The organism is Nonomuraea sp. NPDC048882 (genome assembly GCF_040649755.1).
Lineage (GTDB): Bacteria > Actinomycetota > Actinomycetes > Streptosporangiales > Streptosporangiaceae > Nonomuraea > Nonomuraea maheshkhaliensis.
Genome location: NZ_JBEZGB010000004.1, coordinates 75,351 through 94,956 on the forward strand (window position 1 = coordinate 75,351; position 19,606 = coordinate 94,956).

Below are 19,606 nucleotides of genomic sequence, written 5' to 3' on the forward strand. Positions count from 1 at the left end.
CCCCGGGGACGCAGACCGCGTTCCCGGGGTTCTCCCTGAGCGAGGGGCATATGACCGAGCACATCTTGCGGATGAGCGGGATCACGAAGACGTTCCCCGGCGTCAAGGCGCTGCAGGACGTCAACCTGTCGGTCCGGCGCGGTGAGATCCACGCCATCTGCGGCGAGAACGGCGCCGGCAAGTCGACGCTGATGAAGGTGCTGTCCGGGGTCTACCCGCACGGCGACTACGAGGGCGAGATCTTCTTCGAGGGCAACCGCTGCGAGTTCGGCGGCATCCGCGACAGCGAGCACGCCGGCATCGTCATCATCCACCAGGAGCTGGCGCTGAGCCCGCAGCTGTCGATCGCGGAGAACATCTTCCTCGGCAACGAGCGCGCCAAGCGCGGTGTCATCGACTGGAACCGCACCAACTTCGAGGCCGCCGCGCTGATGAAGCGGGTCGGGCTGCAGGAGAACCCGACGACCACGATCGCCGACATCGGCGTGGGCAAGCAGCAGCTCGTCGAGATCGCCAAGGCGCTGTCGAAGGAGGTGCGGCTGCTCATCCTCGACGAGCCGACGGCCGCGCTCAACGACGACGACTCGGCGCACCTGCTCGACCTGCTGCGCGGGCTGCGTGACGAGGGCATCACCTGCGTGATCATCTCGCACAAGCTCAACGAGGTGATCGCCATCGCCGACGCCGTCACGATCATCCGTGACGGCCGCACGATCGAGACGCTGGACATGGCCGGCGACCACGTCACGGAGGACCGCATCATCTCCGGCATGGTCGGCCGCGCCCTCGACAACCGTTTCCCGCCGCACGAGCCGACCATCGGCGACGAGGCGCTGCGGATCGAGGACTGGACGGTCTACAGCCCGAGCCAGCCCGGCCGCAAGGTCGTCGACAACGCCTCGCTCACGCTGCGGCGCGGCGAGATCGTCGGGCTGGCGGGATTGATGGGCGCCGGGCGCACCGAGCTGGCCATGAGCGTCTTCGGTCGGACGTGGGGCGTGCACATCACCGGCAAGCTCTTCAAGGACGGCAAGCCGGTCGAGGTCCGCAACGTCCAGGACGCGATCAGGCACGGCATCGCCTACGCCACCGAGGACCGCAAGCGCTACGGGCTCAACCTCATCGAGGACATCAAGCGCAACATCAGCGCGGCCGGGCTCACCGGCCTGTCCAAGCGCGGCTGGGTCAACGAGAACGAGGAATACCGGGTCGCCGAGCAGTTCCACAAGAGCATGAACATCAAGGCCCCCGGCGTGGACAGCATCGTGGGCAAGCTGAGCGGCGGCAACCAGCAGAAGGTCGTGCTGTCGAAGTGGATCCTGACCGAGCCGGACGTCCTCATCCTCGACGAGCCCACGCGCGGCATCGACGTCGGGGCCAAGTACGAGATCTACACGATCATCAACCGGCTGGCCGACCAGGGCAAGGCCGTACTGGTGATCTCCTCTGAGCTGCCTGAGCTGCTCGGCCTGTGCGACCGCATCTACACGCTCTCGGAAGGTCGCATCACCGGCGAGGTGCCCCGCCAGGAGGCCACCCAGGAAAGCCTCATGCATCTCATGACCAAGGGACAGGAGTAGCTTCGATGAGCAGCATCACGCCCGCCGACGTCGCGGTCGGCACCACGGGCGACGGGGGAGGGCCGCGGCAGCCGGGCCGGGTGTCTCTGGGCGGCATCTCGCTCAACCTGCGATCCAGCGGCATCTACATCGCCTTCGCGCTGATCATCGTGCTGTTCTCGGTGCTGACGGACGGCGCGCTGCTCACGCCGCAGAACATCTCGAACATCATCGTCCAGAACTCCTACGTTCTGATCCTCGCGATCGGGATGATCCTGATCATCATCGCCGGGCACATCGACCTGTCGGTCGGCTCGGTGGTGGCGGTCACGGGAGCGCTGGCCGCGGTGCTCATGGTGAACATGGGCTGGCCGTGGCCGCTGGCCCTGCTCGCCACGCTGGTGGCCGGCGCCCTGATCGGGGCCTGGCAGGGCTACTGGATCGCCTACTTCGGCATCCCGGCCTTCATCGTGACGCTGGCCGGCATGCTGCTGTTCCGCGCGCTGACCCTCACCGTCCTGGGAAACCAGGGCATCGGCCCGTTCCCCGACCAGGTCCGTACGCTGGCCAACGGCTTCACCGACGGCTATCTCGGCAACATCGGCCTCGGCCCGCTCGGCGGCGCCGACCTGTTCAGCCTGCTGATCGGCGTCGTCGCCATCGCCGGCATGGTCGCGGCGCAGTGGCGCACCAGGGGCGCCCGCAAGGGTTACGGCCAGACGGTCGAGCCGATGGCGCTGTTCGTGCTGAAGATGGCGGCCGGCGCGGCGCTGATCCTCTTCCTGGTCGTGCAGCTGGCCCGGTTCAAGAACCTGCCGTGGGTGCTGGTGCTGCTGGCGATCCTCGTGCTGGCGTACTCGCTGATGGCCAACCGCACGGTCTTCGGCCGGCAGATCTACGCCATCGGCGGCAACCTCCAGGCGGCGGTCATGTCCGGCGTGAAGGTCAAGTCGGTGGTCTTCTGGATCTTCGTGAACATGGGCGTGCTGTCGGCCATCGCCGGCATCATCTTCGCCGGCCGGCTCAACCAGGCGGGCCCGACGGCGGGCAACGCGTTCGAGCTGGACGCCATCGCGGCGGCCTTCATCGGCGGCGCGGCCGTGCAGGGCGGCGTCGGCAAGGTCGTGGGCGCCATCACCGGTGGTCTGATCATGGCGGTCATCAACAACGGCATGTCCCTGATCGGCTCGCCCAGCGAGCGGGTCATGCTCGTCAAGGGCGCGGTGCTGCTGGCGGCGGTCGCGTTCGACGTGTGGACCAAGCGCAGGGCAGGCGCCGCCCGCTAGGTAAGATCCCGGAAGCCCCGGTGATCGGGAGCTCCAGCGAAAGGAGAGACCGTGACGACCCCCAAGCGCCGCCTGCCGGTCATGGCCGACGTGGCCAAGGAGGCGGGCGTGTCGCATCAGACGGTCTCCCGGGTGCTCAACGACCACCCGAACGTCAGGGCCGACACCCGCACCAGGGTGGAGGCGGCGATCTCCCGGCTGGGCTACCGGCGCAATCTCGTCGCCCGCGCCCTGGTCACCAAGCGCTCGAGGACGCTCGGCGTGGTCAGCTTCGACACCACGCTGTACGGCCCCGCCAGCACCATCTACGGCATCGAGCAGGCGGCCAGGACCGCGGGCTACTTCGTCAGCATCGTCAGCCTGAAATCGCTCGACACCGACAACGTGCGCGACGCCATCGACTACCTCGCCGAGCAGGGGGTGGACGGCGTGGTGGTCGTCGCGCCGCAGCGCTCGGCCGGGCGCGCCCTGGAGAACCTGCCCGTCGGCATGCCGGCCGTGGCGGTCGAGGGCACGCACCGGGCCGATGTGTCCGTGGTGTGCATCGATCAGATGGAGGGCGCCAGGCTGGCCACCCGGCACCTGCTCGACCAGGGCCACGAGACGGTCTGGCACGTCAGCGGCCCGGCCGACTGGCTGGAGACCGAGGGCAGGCTGGAGGGCTGGCGCTCGGCGCTGATGGAGGCGGGCCGGCCGGTGCCCGAGCCGCTGGCCGGCGACTGGAGCCCGCGGGCCGGTTACGAGGCCGGCATGAGCCTGGCCGCGATGGACGGCGTCACGGCCGTCTTCGCGGCCAACGACCAGATGGCGCTGGGCGTGCTGCGCGCCCTGTCGGAGAAGGGCGTGCCCGTTCCCGGTCGGATCAGCGTGGTCGGTTTCGACGACATCCCCGAGTCGGAGTTCTTCTCGCCGCCGCTGACCACGGTCAGGCAGGATTTCGACGTGGTGGGCCGGCACTGCATCGAGGTGCTGCTGCGGCAGATCGACGTGGGGGCCACCGCGTACGAGCGGCTGGTCGTGCGGCCCAGCTTCGTGGTGCGGTCGAGCACCGCTGCGGTCAGTAGATGATGGGCATGCCCCCGGAAAACCCTGGAGTTCAATGTGAACGCTAACACCTACGTGGTCGGAGTGGACTTCGGCACGCTCTCAGGGCGGGCCGTGGTCGTCCGCGTGAGCGACGGCGCCGAGCTGGGCAGCGCCGTGCACGAGTACGCGCACCGCGTCATGGAGCAGACGCTCCCGACCGGCGAGCGGCTCGGCCCCGACTGGGCGCTGCAGTCTCCCCAGGACTGGATCGAGGTGCTGCGGACCGCCGTCCCCGAGGCGGTCGCCGCCGCGGGTGTGCGGCCCGAGGAGGTGGTCGGCATCGGCACCGACTTCACCGCCTGCACCGTCATGCCGACCAGGGCCGACGGCACGCCGCTGAGCGACGAGACGCCGGGCGAGCCGCACGCCTGGCCCAAGCTGTGGAAGCACCACGCCGCCCAGCCGCACGCCGACCGGATCAACGAGCTGGCCGCGCGCAGGGGCGAGAGCTGGCTGCCCCGCTACGGCGGCAAGATCTCCTCCGAGTGGGAGTTCGCCAAGGGCCTGCAGCTCCTGGAGGAGGCCCCCGAGGTGTACGCCAGGGCCGAGCGCTGGATCGAGGCCGCCGACTGGATCATCTGGCAGCTCACCGGCGTCGAGAGCCGCAACATCTGCACCGTCGGCTACAAGGGCGTCTTCCAGGACGGGAGCTACCCGTCGGAGGAGTTCCTGGCCGAGCTGAACCCCGGTTTCGCCGGTTTCGTCGGCAAGCTGGCCACCGGCCAGGTCGGCGACGACGCAGGCGGCGTCCGGCTGGCCGCGCTCGGCGGCCTGGCCGGGCGCCTGACCGCGCGGGCGGCCGCCTGGACCGGCCTGCCCGAGGGCGTCGCCGTGGCCGTCGGCAACGTGGACGCGCACGTCACGGCCGCCGCCGCGGACGCCGTCAGGCCCGGCCAGATGGTGGCCATCATGGGCACCTCCACCTGCCACATCATGCCCAGCGACCAGCTCGCCGAGGTGCCCGGCATGTGCGGCGTGGTCCGCGACGGCATCGTGCCGGGCCTGTGGGGCTACGAGGCCGGGCAGTCCGCGGTCGGCGACATCTTCGCCTGGTACGTGGACAACTTCGGCACCGACGGCCACGAGCGGCTCACCGAGCTGGCCGAGAAGCAGCCCGTGGGCGGGCACGGCCTGGTCGCGCTCGACTGGTTCGGCGGCAACCGCTCGGTGCTGGTCGACCACAACCTGTCCGGCGTGATCGTCGGCCAGACCCTGCAGACCAGGCCGGAGGACGTCTACCGGGCGCTCATCGAGTCCACCGCGTACGGCGCCCGCATGATCGTGGAGACGTTCGAGAAGTCGGGCGTGCCGGTCGAGGAGTTCGTCGTCGCCGGCGGGCTGCTGAAGAACCCCTTCCTCATGCAGGTCTACGCCGACGTGCTGCGCCGCCCGCTGTCGGTCATCGGCTCGGATCAGGGGCCCGCGCTCGGCTCGGCCATCCACGCCGCCGTGGCCGCCGGGGCCTACGCCTCCATCGAGGAGGCCGCCGCGGCGATGGGCAAGCGCACCGAGAACGCGTACGTGCCGGACGAGGTCCGCGCCGACGCCTACGACCGGCTCTACGCCGAGTACCGCAGGCTCCACGACTTCTTCGGAGACGGACAGATGCTGCACGCGCTGCGCGCGATCAGGAACGAGGCACACACGTCATGACCATGAGAGAGATCGTCGCCGGCCTGCACGCGGAGCTGGTCCGCTACAACCTGGTGGCCTGGACGGCGGGCAACGTCTCCGGGCGGATCCCCGGCGAGGACCTGTTCGTCATCAAGCCGTCGGGCGTCTCCTACGACGAGCTGACGCCGCGGAACATGGTCGTGTGCGACCTCGACGGCAACCTGGTGGAGGGCGAGCACTCCCCGTCCAGCGACACCGCCGCGCACGCCTACGTCTACCGCAACATGCCGGACGTGGGCGGCGTCGTGCACACCCACTCCACCTACGCCTCGGCCTGGGCCGCCCGCGGCGAGGCCATCCCGTGCGTGCTGACCGCGATGGCCGACGAGTTCGGCGGCGAGATCCCGATCGGGCCCTTCGCCCTCATCGGCGACGACTCGATCGGGCAGGGCATCGTCGAGACGCTCAAGGGCCACCGCTCCAAGGCCGTGCTGATGCGCAACCACGGGGTGTTCAGCATCGGCAAGGACGCCAGGGCCGCGGTCAAGGCCGCCGTGATGTGCGAGGACGTGGCGCGTACGGTGCACGTGGCCCGCCAGCTCGGCGAGCCGCTGCCCATCCCGCAGGACGACATCGACCGCCTGTACGACCGCTATCAGAACGTCTACGGACAGAGGAGCCCGCGTTGAACATCTGGTTTCTGACCGGCAGCCAGGGACTGTACGGCGAGGACACGCTGCGCCAGGTGGCCGAGCAGTCGCGGCGCATCGCCGAGCAGCTGCCCATGCCGGTGGAGTGGAAGCCCGTCCTGACCGACGCCGCGGCCATCCGGCGGATCATGCTCGAAGCCAACGCGGACGACGAGTGCGCCGGCGTGATCGCGTGGATGCACACCTTCTCCCCGGCCAAGATGTGGATCGCCGGGCTCGACGCGCTGCGCAAGCCGCTGCTGCACCTGCACACGCAGGCCAACGTCGAGCTGCCGTGGGCCACCATCGACATGGACTTCATGAACCTGAACCAGGCCGCGCACGGCGACCGCGAGTTCGGGCACATCCAGACCAGGCTCGGCGTGCCGCGCAAGACCGTGGCCGGGCACGTGAGCGATCCGGCCGTGGGCGCGCGCATCCTGACCTGGCTGCGCGCCGCCAAGGGCCTGGCCGAGGTGCGCACGCTCAAGCTGGCCCGCTTCGGCGACAACATGCGCGACGTGGCGGTCACCGAGGGCGACAAGGTGGAGGCGCAGCTGCGCTTCGGCGTCTCGGTCAACACCTACGGCGTCAACGACCTGGTCGAGGTGGTGGACGCGGCCTCGGACGCCGACGTGACGGCGCTGGTCAAGGAATATGCCGAGCAGTACACCGTGACCCCCGAGCTGCTCGGCGAGCGCAACGACTCGCTGCGTTACGCGGCCAGGATCGAGCTGGGCCTGCGCGCCTTCCTGGAGGAGGGCGGCTTCAAGGCGTTCACCACGAACTTCGAGGACCTCGGCGGCCTGCGCCAGCTGCCCGGCCTGGCCGTGCAGCGGCTCATGGCCGACGGCTACGGCTTCGGCGGCGAGGGCGACTGGAAGACCTCGGTGCTGCTGCGCACTCTGAAGGCGATGCCTGAATCCGGGGCTGCCGGCGGCACCTCCTTCATGGAGGACTACACCTACGACATGACGCCGGGCCAGGAGCTCATCCTCGGCGCCCACATGCTGGAGGTGTGTCCGTCGATCGCGTCCGGCACGCCGTCCTGCGAGATCCACCCCCTCGGCATCGGCGGCAGGGAGAACCCGGTCAGGCTCGTGTTCGACGCCGAGCCGGGACCCGGCATCGTGGTCGGCCTGGCCGACATGGGCGACCGGTTCCGGCTCGTCGCCAACGAGATCGACGTGGTGACGCCGCCGCAGCCGCTGCCCAAGCTGCCGGTGGCCCGCGCGGTGTGGCGTCCGCGCCCCAACCTGCGCACCTCCACCGAGTCGTGGCTGACCGCCGGAGCCCCGCACCACACGGTGCTGTCCAAGGCCGTCGGCCGGGACGAGCTGACCGACCTGGCCGACATGCTGGGCGTGGAGCTGGTGGTCATCGACTCGGCCACCACGACCGAGCGCTTCGCCAAGGAGCTGCGCTGGAACCAGGCGTACTACCGGCTGGCGCAGGGCTTCTAGGATCGCTCCCGGTCCGCCCCTGGGCGGACCGGGCGGGCGATGGTGTGGGATGGTAAGGCCGTGACGCTGACGAACTGGGCAGGAAACACCACTTTTCAGGCACGAGACGTCCACCATCCGACCTCGCTCGACGAGCTCCAGCGGCTCGTCTCCGCCAGTTCCCGGGTGCGGGCGCTGGGGAGCGGACACTCCTTCAACCACGTCGCCGACACCACCGGCGACCTCGTGGTGCTCGACCGGATGCCGGACCTGGCGGAGATCGACGGCGCGGCGGCCAAGGTGCGGGTCGGGGCGCGCATGACGTACGCGCGGCTCGCGCCGCTGCTGCACGAGGCCGGTTTCGCGCTGGCGAACATGGCCTCGCTGCCGCACATCTCCGTGGCCGGCTCCGTCGCGACCGGCACGCACGGCTCGGGCCCGTCCATCCCCGGCCTGGCCGCCGCAGTGTCCGGGATCGACCTGGTCACCGCCGACGGCTCGACGCTGTCGCTCACCCGCGAGGACGCCGACTTCGCCGGCGCGGTGGTGGCCGTTGGCGCGCTCGGCGTCGTCACGTCGCTCACGCTCGACCTGGTGCCCGCCTTCGACCTGCGCCAGTACGTCCGCGTGGGCCTGCCCGCCGACGCCCTGGGCGAGTTCGAGGCGATCATGTCGAGCGGCTACAGCGTCAGCCTCTTCACCGACTTCCGCGACACCCGCGTCTGGCTGAAGCGCGAGGACGAGCTGACCGACCCCGACTGGTACGGCACCACCCCGGCCGAGGCCCCCCAGCACCCGCTCCCGGACATGCCGGCCGACAGCTGCACCGCGCAGCTGGGCGTGCCAGGGGCCTGGTACGAGCGGCTGCCGCACTTCCGCGCCGACTTTCCGCCCAGCGGCGCCGGCGACGAGCTGCAGTCCGAGCTGCTGCTGCCCAGGGAGCACGCGGTCAAGGCGCTGCGCGAGCTGTGGGCGATCGGCGATCGCATCCGGCCGGTGCTGCAGATCTCCGAGATCCGCACGATCGCCGCCGACGACCTGTGGCTCAGCCCCTTCAGGGGCCGCGACAGCGTGGCTATCCACTTCACCTGGGTCAAGGACGTCCCCGCCGTGCTGCCGGTGCTGGACCTGGTGGAGCGGACGCTGGCGCCGTTCGACCCGCGGCCGCACTGGGGCAAGCTGTTCACCCGCTGGCCCGAGTGCCCCGAGGGCTTCCGCGATCTGGTGCGCCGCCTCGACCCGGCGGGCAAGTTCGGCAGCGAGTTCACCCGGGTACTGCTGGGGGAGTAGGGCGCGGCCTGGGGCTTGCTCCCCCTGACGTACCGGCTCACCGGTCCCCGGGACGATGTGCCGGGCCCGCTCGTCGGCGATCGTGAAGGGCATGACCGATCACCCCTTCAGGTTCGGCGCGGTCGCCGGACAAGCCCCCGACGCCGGCGCGTGGACCGGCCTGGCCCGCCGGGCCGAGAGCCTCGGCTACGCGACCCTGCTGGTGCCCGACACGCTGGGCACGCTGTCGCCGTTCACGGCCGCGGCCGTCGCCGCCACGGCCACGACGACCCTGCGCGTCGGCACGTACGTGCTGAGCGCGGCCAACCGCACGCCCGCGGCCGTGGCGTGGGAGTGCGCCACCCTGCACACGCTCACCGGCGGCCGGTTCGAGCTGGGCCTCGGCGCCGGGCGGCCCGACGCCGAGCGCGACGCGGCCACGCTGGGCGTGCGCTTCGGCACCCCGGGGCAGCGCGTCTCGCGGGTCGCCGAGACCATCGACGCCGTCAAGGACGTGCCGATCCTGGTGGCCGCGTCCGGCACCAGGCTGCTGCGGCTGGCCGCGCGCAAGGCCGACACGGTCGCGCTCGGCGTGCCGCCGCAGTACACCGAGGAGCAGGTCGCGGCCAAGCTGGACGAGCTGTACGAACTGGCCGGCGACCGCTTCCACGACCTGGAGCTCGGCATGAACCTGGCCTGCGCGGGGGCCGCGCCGCCCGAGTGGGCGCTGCGCCGGTTCGGCCGCACCGGCACCGGGATCCTCACCGGCACCCTCGAGGAGATGGCCGACACGCTGCGCCGCCGCAGGGACCGGCTGGGCATCTCCTACATCTCGGTGAACGCCCAGTTCATGGAGGAGTTCGCGCCCGTCGTGGAACGGCTCGCCGGTACCTGACACGGCCTGACAGGTATGCCTGTCACGCTGGCCCCATGACCGCAAAGGGAACCTTCGACACCGCCAACTGGACGCCCCAGCCGCCCTTCGACGACCGCGACGGCGTCACCCTCGGGCTCGTGACCCTGGACAAGACCTGGCACGGCGACCTGACCGGCACCAGCGTCGTCACCATGCTGATCGCCACCACCCCGGTGGCGGAGTCGCGCTCCTACGTGGCGATCGAGCGGATCGAAGGGACCCTCGACGGGCGCACGGGCAGCTTCGTCGTCCAGCACGACGCCACGGCCGACGAGGGAGAGCAGTCGCTGCGGATCCGGGTGGTCGCCGACTCGGCGACGGGGGAGCTGACGGGGCTCAGAGGGGAGATGGGCATCGTCATCGCCCCCGACGGAGGTCACTCCTACACCTTCGACTACACCCTGTGACGCGCGGCCGCCCAGGGACGACAATCGTCGTATGCCGAAGAGTCACTGGGCATGGGGGCCTGAGCCCGCCGAGCCCGAATTACGGGAGATCGCCCGGCTGTTCACCGAGCACACGGGTCTCGGCGAACCGGCCGCGTGGGAGCCTCCCGTGCCGTTCTCGCCGGCGCTCGTGCCCGCCTCGCGGGTGCCGGCGCCGCCGTTCTGCACGAGCGACCCGTACGAGCGGGCCGTGCGCACCTACGGTCAGGCCTACCGCGACCTGATCCGCGCCTACCGGGGCGACTTCGCCAACGCCCCCGACCTGGTGGCGCTGCCGCGCGACGAGGACGAGATCGCGCGGGTCCTGGAATGGGCCAGTGACCAGGGCGTGGCGGTCGTGCCCAGGGGCGGCGGCACGAGCGTCGTGGGCGGTGTCGAGGCGCGCTTCGACGGCCCGTCGCTCTGCCTGGACCTCGGCCGGATGAACCGGGTCCTGGAGGTGGACCGCGACTCCCAGGCGGCCCTGGTGGAGGCGGGCGCGACGGGGCCGGAGATCAACGCGGGGCTGCCCGACGGGCTGCAACTGCGCTTCTTCCCGCAGTCGTACGAGTTCTCCACGCTGGGCGGCTGGATCGCGACCAGGGCCGGCGGCCACTTCGCCACCCTGCACACCCACATCGACGACCTGGTCGAGTCCATCAGGGCCAGCACGCCCGCCGGGATGTGGGAGTCGCGCCGGCTGCCCGGCTCGGGCGCTGGCCCGTCGCCCGACCGCTGGCTGCTCGGTTCGGAGGGCGCGCTGGGCGTGATCACCCGCGCCTGGGTCCGCGTCCACCGGCGGCCGGTGCACAAGGTCTCGGTGCCGGTGCGCTTCGCCGAGTGGGAGGCGGGGGTGGCGGCCGTGCACGACCTCGCCCAGTCGGGCCTGCACCCCGCCAACTGCCGGCTGCTCGACCCCCGCGAGGCCGCGCTGGCCTCCGGCGGCGACGGACGGCACGCCCTGCTCATCGTCGGGTTCGAGTCGGCCGTGCATCCCGTGGACGCCTGGATGTCGCGGGCGCTGGAGATCGTCTCGTGGCACGGCGGCGTGGCCGGGGCCGCCCGCCAGGAACAGGGCCAGGACCAGGTGTGGAAGGGGGCCTTCACCCGCATGCCGTACCTGCGCAATGCCTATCCGGGCCTGGGCGTGATCGCCGAGACCGTCGAGACGGCGGTCACCTGGGACCGCTTCCCCGCCCTGCACGAGGCCGTCATGGCGGAGGGCGAGGCCGGGACGACGACCTGCCGGCTGGCCTTCGCCTACCCCGACGGGCCCGCGCCGTACTACACGATCATCGTGCCCGCCGAGAAGGGCGCCGAGCTGGAGCAGTGGGACGACCTCAAGCGGCGCGTCTCGGAGACCGTGCTGCGCATGGGCGGCACGATCACCCACCACCACGCCGTGGGCCGCGACCACCGGCCCTTCTACGACCGGCAGCGGCCCGACCCGTTCGCGCTGGCGCTCAAGGCGGCCAAGACCGCGCTCGACCCTCAGGGGGTGCTGAACCCGGGGGTGCTGATCTGACGGGCGCTGATCCGAGGGCGGAAGCGGCGCGGCGGGGTGTGGATGTCGAACCGCAGGCTGGGCTGGGCCAGCACCGAGTGGGGGCGGCTCGCCTCGGTGATCAGGCCGAGCCGCTCGAAGACGGGGAACCTGGCCTCCGTCGCCGTCAGGTGGCGGGGCCGCATCACCGGGTGCCAGATGCTGTAGGTGCCGACCAGCCCGTCCCTGCGCCGGTACCAGCCCAGGGTGGGGTGGGTGAGCCGTTCGAGCCAGTCCTGCTCGCCGTCGAACCCGTCGAGCAAACCCGGTTCCGGCGATTCGGTCGCCACGCAGCGGGCGTCGCCGGCCCACAACTCCCACCGGGCGGGCGCGGCGTCCCAGTCGGCCTCGACGTGGATGCGGTCGCGCCGCCACGGCATGCCCCACAGGTGCTGGGGGATCGCCGCCACGGGATGGTCGAGCACCGTGCCGAAGAACCAGACGCCCGGCCTGCCGAACGCCGTGACGTAGGCCCGGTAGTTGATCTGCCCGCAGTCGATGCCCACCTGGGGCAGGAAGCGGAAGTGGAAGTCGCGGTCGGTGAAGGCCACGGCCGAGACCAGCGCGCCGGGGCCGTCCGCGAAGGTCATCTCCATCGGGGCGAACCCGTTGGGCAGGTGCGCGGCCAGGGCGGCGGCGTCGACCCGGTAGCTGACGATGGCGAAGTCGTCGAGGTCGGTGACCGCGTGGTACCAGCGCGGGCGCGGTCGGGGGGTGCCGGCGAAGGTCATGAAGGTCACCGTACGACCCGCCGGGGCCGCTCGCGCGCCTGTCCGCTCTCGGGGCGCTGCCGGTCGGTCATGGCGAGGCGTCCGTAGCCGGCGGCGAAGAGGGCCGCCAGCAGGGCCGCCGCCGCCGCGACGGCGAAGCTCCAGCCGGTCCCGCCGCTCGACAGGATCACCGCGCCCACGGCTCCTGCCACGCTGCCGCCCACCACCCTGACCAGGGCGTTCACGCCGCCGGCCGCCGCGGTCTTGGCGGGCTCCACGTGCTCGACGGCCATCGTGCCGAGCGCCGCGTAGCCGAGGCCCATGCCCACGCCGAGTACGGTCGCGGCGCCGTACAGGGCGGGGCTGGAGGGGCCGGACAGCGCCAGCCACAGCGCGGCGGCCGTCACCAGCGCCGAGCCGCCCGCGACGAGGGCGGAGGCGGTGAACCGGCGCATCAGGGGCCCCGCCAGCAACGAGACCACGAGCATCAGCACCGTCGTCGGCAGCAGGTAGATCCCGACCTGCAACACCGAGGCCCCGAGCGCGCCCTGGGCCAGCGCCGAGACCGTGGTGAGCAGCGCGAACAGGGCGAACCCCAGCAGGAACGACGCCACGGTCGCCCCCACCGTCCCCCGGTGCAGCAGCATGGGGATCTCGATCAGCGGCGCCGCCGTGCGCCGGGCCGTCACCACCCAGACGGCGGCGACCGGCGCGGCCGCGGCGAACAGGCCGAGCGTCAGCGGCGATGTCCAGCCCCAGTCCGTACCCTTGCTGATCGCGAGCAGCAGGCAGACCAGCCACACCGTGACCAGCGCCGCCCCCGCCAGGTCCGGCCGCCCGGCCCCGCGCGCCGGCTCCTCCCGCACCACGGCCGCGACCAGGGCGAAGCTCAGCAGCCCGAGCCCGGTCAGCAGCCAGAACACCGCACGATGGTCGCCGCCGACCAGCCCCGCCAGGATGACGCCACCGCCGCTGCCGACGCCGATGGTCGAGCTGAGCACGCCGATGGCGCCCGGCAGGCGGTGCGCGGGCACGATCTGCCTGACCAGGCCGATGGCCAGGGCGAGCAGGGGCGCGGCGGCGCCCTGGAGCACCCGGCCGGCGATGAGCGGGGGCAGCGTGCCGGCCACGGCGCTGAGCACCGACCCCACGACGAGCAGGCCGAGGGCGACCAGCGAGACGGCGCGCCTGCCGTACATGTCGCCGAGCCGCGACAGCAGCGGGATGGACACCGCCCCGGACAGCAGCCCGGCGGTGAGCGCCCATGAGGCGGTGGTGGAGGAGAGCCCCCACTGCCGTTCGAGACCCGGCAGCAGCGGCACGACCACGGTCATCTGGAGGGAGCCCACGGCCACCGCGAACGCGAGGACCGCCACGACCCAGGAGTTTTTATACATGTATAGAAAGTAGCATGACAGGATGCCGACGCGAACGGGACGACCGCCGAAGATCACCAGGGCCGAGATCGTGGCCGCCGCGCTGCGGGTGATCGAGACGGACGGGGTGGGCGCACTGACCATGCGCCGGCTGGCCAGAGAGCTCGGCACCACGGCGATGGCGATCTACCACCACGTCCGCGATAAGGACGAGCTGCTCCTGCTGCTGCTCGACGACTACGCCGCCGCCACGCCCAGGCCCGAGCTGCCCGACGACCCGCGCGAGCGGCTGGTGACCGCGGCCACGGCCATGCGCGACGCGCTGGCCCGCCACCCGTGGGCGGTGGACGTGCTGCGGGCCGACGACCTGTTCGCGGTCGGGGCGCTGTGGTATCCGGAGCAGATCATCGACGCGGCGGTACGCGGGGGGCTGACGATCGAGGACGCGGTGGACGTGTACCGGATCGTCTGGCACTACACCAGCGGCGAGATCGGCGGGCGGGCGGCCGCGCGCGAGCGGCGCGAGCAGGGCGGGAGCATCTACAGGGAGCGGGTGTTCACCGAGATCGACGCCGGGCGGTTCCCGCGGCTGGGCCAGGTGGGGAGCCGGTGGGAGGAGCTGACCGCCCGCGACACGTACGCCAAGGGCGTTCGCGCGCTGGCCGTGGGGCTCCTACCGTAAAAGAGGTGGCCGCGAAGGCGCGGCCCGTGAAACGGTCGGTTGCCATGATCCGGTGGAGCGAGGCAGGGCAGGAACGGTCGGCGGTCTGGCGTACGGCGTCGGGGGTGGCCCCTCCCGCGCGCGTCGTCGTGGCCGACGACCGGATGCCGGCCGCCACCGCGTACCGGCTGGCCTGCGAGGGCACCGCGCTGCTGTGGCGCGGCGACTTCCACAACGCCCGCCGGCTGCTCAGCGCCATGGGCCGGCGCTGCAAGCCGGCCGATCCCGCCCGCGGCTTCCACGCCCACCGCCAGGCCAGGTCCCAGCGCGCCCGCACGCTCGGCATGCTGCTCGTCCCCTACGCCGAAGGCAATGTCATTCCGCTGCGCAGGGCGCCCGACGTGCGCGCGGCCTGCGCCGAGGTGTACGGCCCCGACGCCCCGCCAGGAGCCGGGCAACTCCGTGAGCTGCTCGGGCTGATCGGCGCGCACGAGTGGCGCAGGAAGGGCGTGCCCGTTCCCGCGCTGGGCGCCCGCATCCACCCCCACCACGGGGTCTTCTCCCCGATCAGGGGCGAATACGTCGATCTGGTCGCCCAGGCGCCGCTGCCGGCGGACGATCGGCTGGCCTTCGACGTCGGCACCGGCACCGGCGTGCTGGCGGCCGTGCTGGCCGGGCGCGGCGTCCGCCACGTCGTGGCCACCGACCTCGACCCCCGCGCCGTCGAGTGCGCCGGTGACAACGTCGCCCGCCTGGGACTCGCCGATCAGGTGGAGGTCGTGCGGGCCGACCTGTTCCCGCCGGGGCGGGCACCGCTCGTCGTGTGCAACCCGCCCTGGCTGCCCGCCAAGCCCGCCTCGCCCCTCGACCACGCCGTCTACGACCCCGGCGGGCGGATGTTGCGCGGCTTCCTGGGCGGGCTGGCCGAGCACCTGGAGCCGGCGGGGGAGGGCTGGCTGATCCTGTCCGACCTGGCCGAGCACCTCGGGCTGCGCACCCGGGCGGAGCTGCTGGCGGAGTTCGACCGGGCGGGGCTGCGGGTGGCCGCCCGCCTCGACGTCGCCCCGCGCCACAACCGGCCGGCCGACGTGGCCGACCCGCTGCACGCGGCCCGCGCCGCCGAGGTGACCTCGCTCTGGCGGCTCACCCGCTGAGCGCCCGCGCCTTCGGCGCGCCGGCGGTCACGGTGGTCCGACCGCGAGGGGCCGGCAGTGGCGCGCGCAGGTTAGCCGGGTCCTCTCAGCGGCAGGAGAGGTGTATGCATATCTCGGGAGTACAGACCGTTCTGCCTGATCACCGCTATGAGCAGGCGGAGATCACCGAGGCGTTCTCCCGGCTGACCAGCTGTGACGAGGACCTGCTGCGGCGCTTCCACACGGCCACCGGGGTGAAGGGCCGCAACCTGGTGCTGCCGCTGGCCGACTACGCCAAGCTCGACTCGTTCGGCCGGGCCAACGACACCTACGTCGAGCTGGCCCTGGAACTCGGCGAGCAGGCCATGGCGGGCGCGCTGCGCAAGGCGGACATATCCCCGGAAAAGGTTGATCATCTGCTGTTCTGCTCCACCACCGGTCTGGCCACGCCCTCGCTCGACGCCAGGCTGGCCCAGCGAATGGGGCTGCGGCCCGACGTGAAACGGCTGCCGGTCTTCGGGCTGGGCTGCGCGGCGGGCGCGTCCGGGCTGGCCCGCCTGCACGACTACCTGCGCGGCTGGCCCGACCACGTCGCGGTGCTGGTGTGCGTGGAGCTGTGCTCGCTGACGGTCCAGCGCGACGACACCTCGATCGCCAACCTGGTCGCCAGCGGCCTGTTCGGCGACGGCGCGGCGGCCGTGGTGGCGACGGGGCGCGGGCGCGGCCCCGAGGTCGTGGCCACCCGCAGCCGCCTCTATCCCGGCACCGAGCACCTCATGGGCTGGGAAGTGGGCGATCACGGCTTCCGCATCGTGCTCGACGCGGACCTGACCGACTTCGTCGAGCAGGTGCTGGCCGCCGACATCAAGGCGTTCCTGGCCGACTACGGCCTGACACCCGAGCAGGTCGCGAGCTGGGTCTGTCACCCCGGCGGCCCGAAGGTCATCGACAAGATCCTCCAGACGCTGAACCTGGAGCCCAAGGCCCTGGACGTCACCTGGCGCTCGCTGCGCGAGCACGGCAACCTGTCCTCGGTCTCGGTGCTCCACGTCCTCCAGGAGACGCGCGGCCGGCCCGGCACCCCCGCCCTGCTGATGGCGCTGGGGCCAGGGTTCTCCGCCGAACTGCTCCTGCTGCACTGGTGACGGCCTACCTGCTGCTGATCGGCGCGGTCGTGCTCGAACGGCTGGCCGAGCTGGTCGTGGCCCGGCGCAACCTGGCCTGGGCTCTGGCGCGCGGCGGTGTCGAGCACGGCGGTGGGCACTATCCCTGGATCGTCCTGGCCCACGTGGCGCTGCTGATCGCCGCCCCGGCCGAGGTGTGGCTGCTCGGACGCCCCTTCGTGCCCGCGCTCGGCTGGCCCATGCTCGCCGTCGTCGTGCTCGCCCAGGGCCTGCGCTGGTGGTGCATCGGCACGCTGGGCCGGCGGTGGAACACGCGCGTGGTCGTGGTGCCGGGGCTGCCGCTGGTGCGCCGAGGGCCGTACCGGTGGCTGCGGCATCCCAACTACGTGGCCGTGGTCGCGGAGGGGATCGCGCTGCCGCTGGTGCACTCCGCCTGGCTGACCGCGCTCGCGTTCACGGCGGCGAACGCGGCGCTGCTCACGGTACGGATCCGCGTGGAGAACGCGGCTCTGGCAGGCTGGGCACCATGACCGAGATCCTCCCCCTCATGAGACAGGCGGCCGACCGCACCTCCGCACTCGTACAGAAGGTCGGCGACGAGCACGTGGGACTGCCCACACCCTGCGCGGAGTACGACGTCAAGGAGCTGCTCAACCACTTGGAGTGGGGCGCCTCCCTGTTCGAGTCCGTCGTGGTGGGCGGCCCGTTCACGCCGCCGAAGGAGTACACCGGGGACTTCCCCGAGCGGGTCGAGCGCATGCTGGCCGTCTACGAGCGCCCCGAAGCCTGGGAGGGCACGAGCGAGGCCATGGGCGGGCTGCCGAAGGTCGCGCTCGCGAACATGGCGCTGACCGACCTCGTCGCGCACGGCTGGGACCTGTCCCGGGCGACCGGCCTGCCCTACGAGGTGGACGAGGAGACGGCCGGCGTGCTGCTCGCCTTCTCCGCGCGGATGGCGCCCACGGGCCGCGAGCGCGGTGCCTTCGGCGCGGAGGTGGCGGTGCCGGACGACGCACCCCCGCTGGATCGTTTCCTGGGCCTCATCGGCCGGGATCCGGCCTGGAGACCGTGATCCGCGGCAGGCCCTCGGGCTGCTTGCCCGGATAAAGGCCGGTCAGCAGCGTGCTGACCGTGTAGAGATGCCAGGCCAGGGCGGGTTTGGCCACGACGGGGGCGGCGAACAGCGCGCGCACCTCGTCGGGGTTCACGATCGGCGCGAGCGCGTCGAGGCTGCCGAGCACCTGCTCGCGCAGCAGGTCCGTGAGCGCGGGGCCGGGGCTGGTCCGCCAGCTCCACCCGCCCGCGGTCCTGGCGGTGGGCAGGTGCTCGGGCAGGCGTCTCCTGAACAGTGAGGGAGTCTGGTTCGCGGCGAAGCGCCACGGCTTTCCCTCGATCGGCACATCCCGCAATTTCGGGGCTAGCCGCAATATGAGGGTATAAATCACTTCTTCGGAGAGTCGCCAGCTTTGATCAAGGCTCAGCGCCGCGTGTACCACCCGATTGTCCAGGAACGGCCGCACTGGATCACCACGCCGCAGCGAACCCGCCCGCGCGCTGGCCTGCCAGCGGCCGACCTTGTACCAGATGTAAAGGTGATCAAGGGCCTCCAGCCGGTCCGTACGCGCCAGCCACGGCCGGGCGAGCTCGCGGGCGTGCTCGTTGGCCTCGGCGGTGAAGAGCTTGGCGTCCTTGCCGAAGGTCGTCTCGATGCGCCGCCGCAGCGCCTTGTCACCGAGGTCGGTCTGGAGCAGGTTCAGGCTGCCGGCCCGCAGAGTCTCGCCGCTCTGCCCCGACATGGTGGGCTTGCCGGAGTAGGGGAGATAGCTGACGATCGTCTCGTACGCCGAGGTCATCCCCTCACACGTGCGCAGCGTCTCCCAGGCCCGGCTCAGCGGATGCTCCACCAGCACCGCGTCCTTCGCGGCGGTCTGCGGCGGGGCGATGACCGTGTGCTCCACGCCCAGCCTGGCCGCGATCATGCGCGCGATGATCACGTCGGGATGCGTGTCGAGCCCGTTGGTCGTCACCCGGAACGGCACCCGCGCCGCGTGCAGCAGCGCCGCCAGCACCCGGGTGTCGCGCCCGCCGGTCAGCGCCAGGTTCACCGGCTCGCCCAGGTCGCGCAGCGGCTCGACGGTGGCCAGCAGCGCCTCGGCCAGCTCGCCGATCGCCGCCCGCTTGCGCCGCGCCGAGGTGGGCATGGGCGCCGCCTGCGGCAGCGGGGTCTCGGTGACGGTGCGGGCGCCGTCCCGTACCAGCAGGCGTGAGCTCGGCCGCAGAGCCGAGACCCCCTTGTACGGCGTCTCGTCCGACAGGAAGAACCCCTGCCTGACCATCGTCTGGAGGGCGAGCACGTCGTGCTCCACCCGGTCGTCGTCCCGGGCCGCCAGGTGCACGAGCAGGGCCCGGCTGCCGGCCACGTGCAGGTCGGGGGTCTCGGTGTGGAAGACGGGACAGACCCGGTTGATCGCGGTGCTCGCCGACAGCTCGCCGTCGCGGGCGATCCAGGCCGAGAAGCAGCCGCCCGCCGAGTCGTCGGGCAGCCGGGTCACGTCGGCGGGGTCGGCCAGGTGGCCGTTCAGCCCGATGATCCGGCCGTCGTGCTCGGTGAGCAGCGGCGGCTGCCGGGAGTCGTCCGGCTCGTTGGTCCAGGCGAACAGGGAGACGCCGCGGCCGTGCCATTCACGCCCGCGGATGACCTCGGGCGGCACCGGAAAAGCGGATTCGATCAGTGAACGAACCCGGTCCAGGGCACTGGCGGGGATTTCCCCCC

At 72.0% G+C, this 19,606-nt stretch carries 18 protein-coding genes; 15 read left to right on the top strand and 3 right to left on the bottom strand.

Annotated elements, in window-relative coordinates:
- Positions 1-50 precede the first annotated feature (50 nt).
- From mmsA to AB0C27_RS14850, 10 genes are all read left to right on the top strand, one after another.
- Positions 51-1,580, top strand: coding sequence for a multiple monosaccharide ABC transporter ATP-binding protein (mmsA, locus tag AB0C27_RS14805; RefSeq protein WP_357843292.1), 1,530 nt, complete (start codon positions 51-53; stop codon positions 1,578-1,580).
- Between the two features lie 5 nt (positions 1,581-1,585).
- Positions 1,586-2,845 (top strand): multiple monosaccharide ABC transporter permease, encoded by a 1,260-nt coding sequence (gene mmsB / locus AB0C27_RS14810; RefSeq protein ID WP_357843295.1) that lies wholly within the window; start codon positions 1,586-1,588, stop codon positions 2,843-2,845.
- Between the two features lie 51 nt (positions 2,846-2,896).
- A complete protein-coding gene (locus AB0C27_RS14815; protein WP_357843297.1) occupies positions 2,897-3,913 on the top strand; it encodes a LacI family DNA-binding transcriptional regulator in 1,017 nt (338 codons plus the stop codon).
- Between the two features lie 51 nt (positions 3,914-3,964).
- The gene (araB, locus tag AB0C27_RS14820; RefSeq protein WP_357845249.1) at positions 3,965-5,584 is read left to right on the top strand and encodes a ribulokinase; all 1,620 of its coding nucleotides are present in this window, start codon (positions 3,965-3,967) and stop codon (positions 5,582-5,584) included.
- A gap of 2 nt (positions 5,585-5,586) precedes the next feature.
- Positions 5,587-6,234, top strand: a complete 648-nt coding sequence (locus tag AB0C27_RS14825) for an L-ribulose-5-phosphate 4-epimerase (RefSeq protein WP_357845251.1) — start codon at positions 5,587-5,589, stop codon at positions 6,232-6,234.
- On the top strand, positions 6,231-7,697 hold the full coding sequence (gene araA / locus AB0C27_RS14830; protein WP_357843300.1) for an L-arabinose isomerase: 1,467 nt from the start codon (positions 6,231-6,233) through the stop codon (positions 7,695-7,697). Before AB0C27_RS14825 ends, araA begins: the two co-directional genes overlap by 4 nt.
- Before the next feature lie 60 nt (positions 7,698-7,757).
- A complete protein-coding gene (locus tag AB0C27_RS14835; protein WP_357843303.1) occupies positions 7,758-8,966 on the top strand; it encodes an FAD-binding protein in 1,209 nt (402 codons plus the stop codon).
- Positions 8,967-9,057: 91 nt separating this feature from the next.
- Complete coding sequence (locus AB0C27_RS14840; protein ID WP_357843306.1) at positions 9,058-9,840, top strand: LLM class flavin-dependent oxidoreductase; 783 nt, start codon at positions 9,058-9,060, stop codon at positions 9,838-9,840.
- A gap of 35 nt (positions 9,841-9,875) precedes the next feature.
- On the top strand, positions 9,876-10,268 hold the full coding sequence (locus AB0C27_RS14845) for a DUF3224 domain-containing protein (RefSeq protein WP_357843309.1): 393 nt from the start codon (positions 9,876-9,878) through the stop codon (positions 10,266-10,268).
- 31 nt (positions 10,269-10,299) lie between these two features.
- On the top strand, positions 10,300-11,811 hold the full coding sequence (locus tag AB0C27_RS14850) for an FAD-binding oxidoreductase (protein ID WP_357843312.1): 1,512 nt from the start codon (positions 10,300-10,302) through the stop codon (positions 11,809-11,811).
- On the opposite strand, the gene AB0C27_RS14855 is transcribed toward AB0C27_RS14850, so the two are convergent.
- Together AB0C27_RS14855 and AB0C27_RS14860 are read right to left on the bottom strand one after the other, a co-directional pair.
- Positions 11,778-12,560, bottom strand: a complete 783-nt coding sequence (locus AB0C27_RS14855) for a DUF2071 domain-containing protein (RefSeq protein ID WP_357843315.1) — start codon at positions 12,558-12,560, stop codon at positions 11,778-11,780. The genes AB0C27_RS14850 and AB0C27_RS14855 overlap by 34 nt on opposite strands.
- Before the next feature lie 5 nt (positions 12,561-12,565).
- Complete coding sequence (locus AB0C27_RS14860; protein ID WP_357843318.1) at positions 12,566-13,936, bottom strand: MFS transporter; 1,371 nt, start codon at positions 13,934-13,936, stop codon at positions 12,566-12,568.
- Between the two features lie 22 nt (positions 13,937-13,958).
- On the opposite strand from AB0C27_RS14860, the gene AB0C27_RS14865 reads away from it, so the two are divergent.
- Genes AB0C27_RS14865 through AB0C27_RS14885 form a run of 5 tightly spaced genes read left to right on the top strand, consistent with a single transcriptional unit; the run spans position 13,959 to position 17,905 of the window.
- On the top strand, positions 13,959-14,597 hold the full coding sequence (locus AB0C27_RS14865; protein ID WP_357843321.1) for a TetR/AcrR family transcriptional regulator: 639 nt from the start codon (positions 13,959-13,961) through the stop codon (positions 14,595-14,597).
- Between the two features lie 26 nt (positions 14,598-14,623).
- Positions 14,624-15,730, top strand: coding sequence for a class I SAM-dependent methyltransferase (locus tag AB0C27_RS14870; protein ID WP_357843324.1), 1,107 nt, complete (start codon positions 14,624-14,626; stop codon positions 15,728-15,730).
- A 32-nt stretch (positions 15,731-15,762) separates the two neighbouring features.
- Positions 15,763-16,854 carry a 3-oxoacyl-[acyl-carrier-protein] synthase III C-terminal domain-containing protein gene (locus AB0C27_RS14875; RefSeq protein ID WP_357843327.1) on the top strand — a complete coding sequence of 364 codons (1,092 nt, stop codon included), beginning with the start codon at positions 15,763-15,765 and terminating at the stop codon, positions 16,852-16,854.
- Positions 16,851-17,363, top strand: a complete 513-nt coding sequence (locus AB0C27_RS14880) for an isoprenylcysteine carboxylmethyltransferase family protein (RefSeq protein ID WP_357843329.1) — start codon at positions 16,851-16,853, stop codon at positions 17,361-17,363. Before AB0C27_RS14875 ends, AB0C27_RS14880 begins: the two co-directional genes overlap by 4 nt.
- The gene (locus AB0C27_RS14885) at positions 17,360-17,905 is read left to right on the top strand and encodes a TIGR03086 family metal-binding protein (RefSeq protein ID WP_357843332.1); all 546 of its coding nucleotides are present in this window, start codon (positions 17,360-17,362) and stop codon (positions 17,903-17,905) included. Before AB0C27_RS14880 ends, AB0C27_RS14885 begins: the two co-directional genes overlap by 4 nt.
- On the opposite strand, the gene AB0C27_RS14890 is transcribed toward AB0C27_RS14885, so the two are convergent.
- Positions 17,874-19,544, bottom strand: a complete 1,671-nt coding sequence (locus tag AB0C27_RS14890) for an asparagine synthase-related protein (RefSeq protein WP_357843335.1) — start codon at positions 19,542-19,544, stop codon at positions 17,874-17,876. The two genes, AB0C27_RS14885 and AB0C27_RS14890, sit on opposite strands and share 32 nt — an antisense overlap.
- Positions 19,545-19,606: the final 62 nt, after the last annotated feature.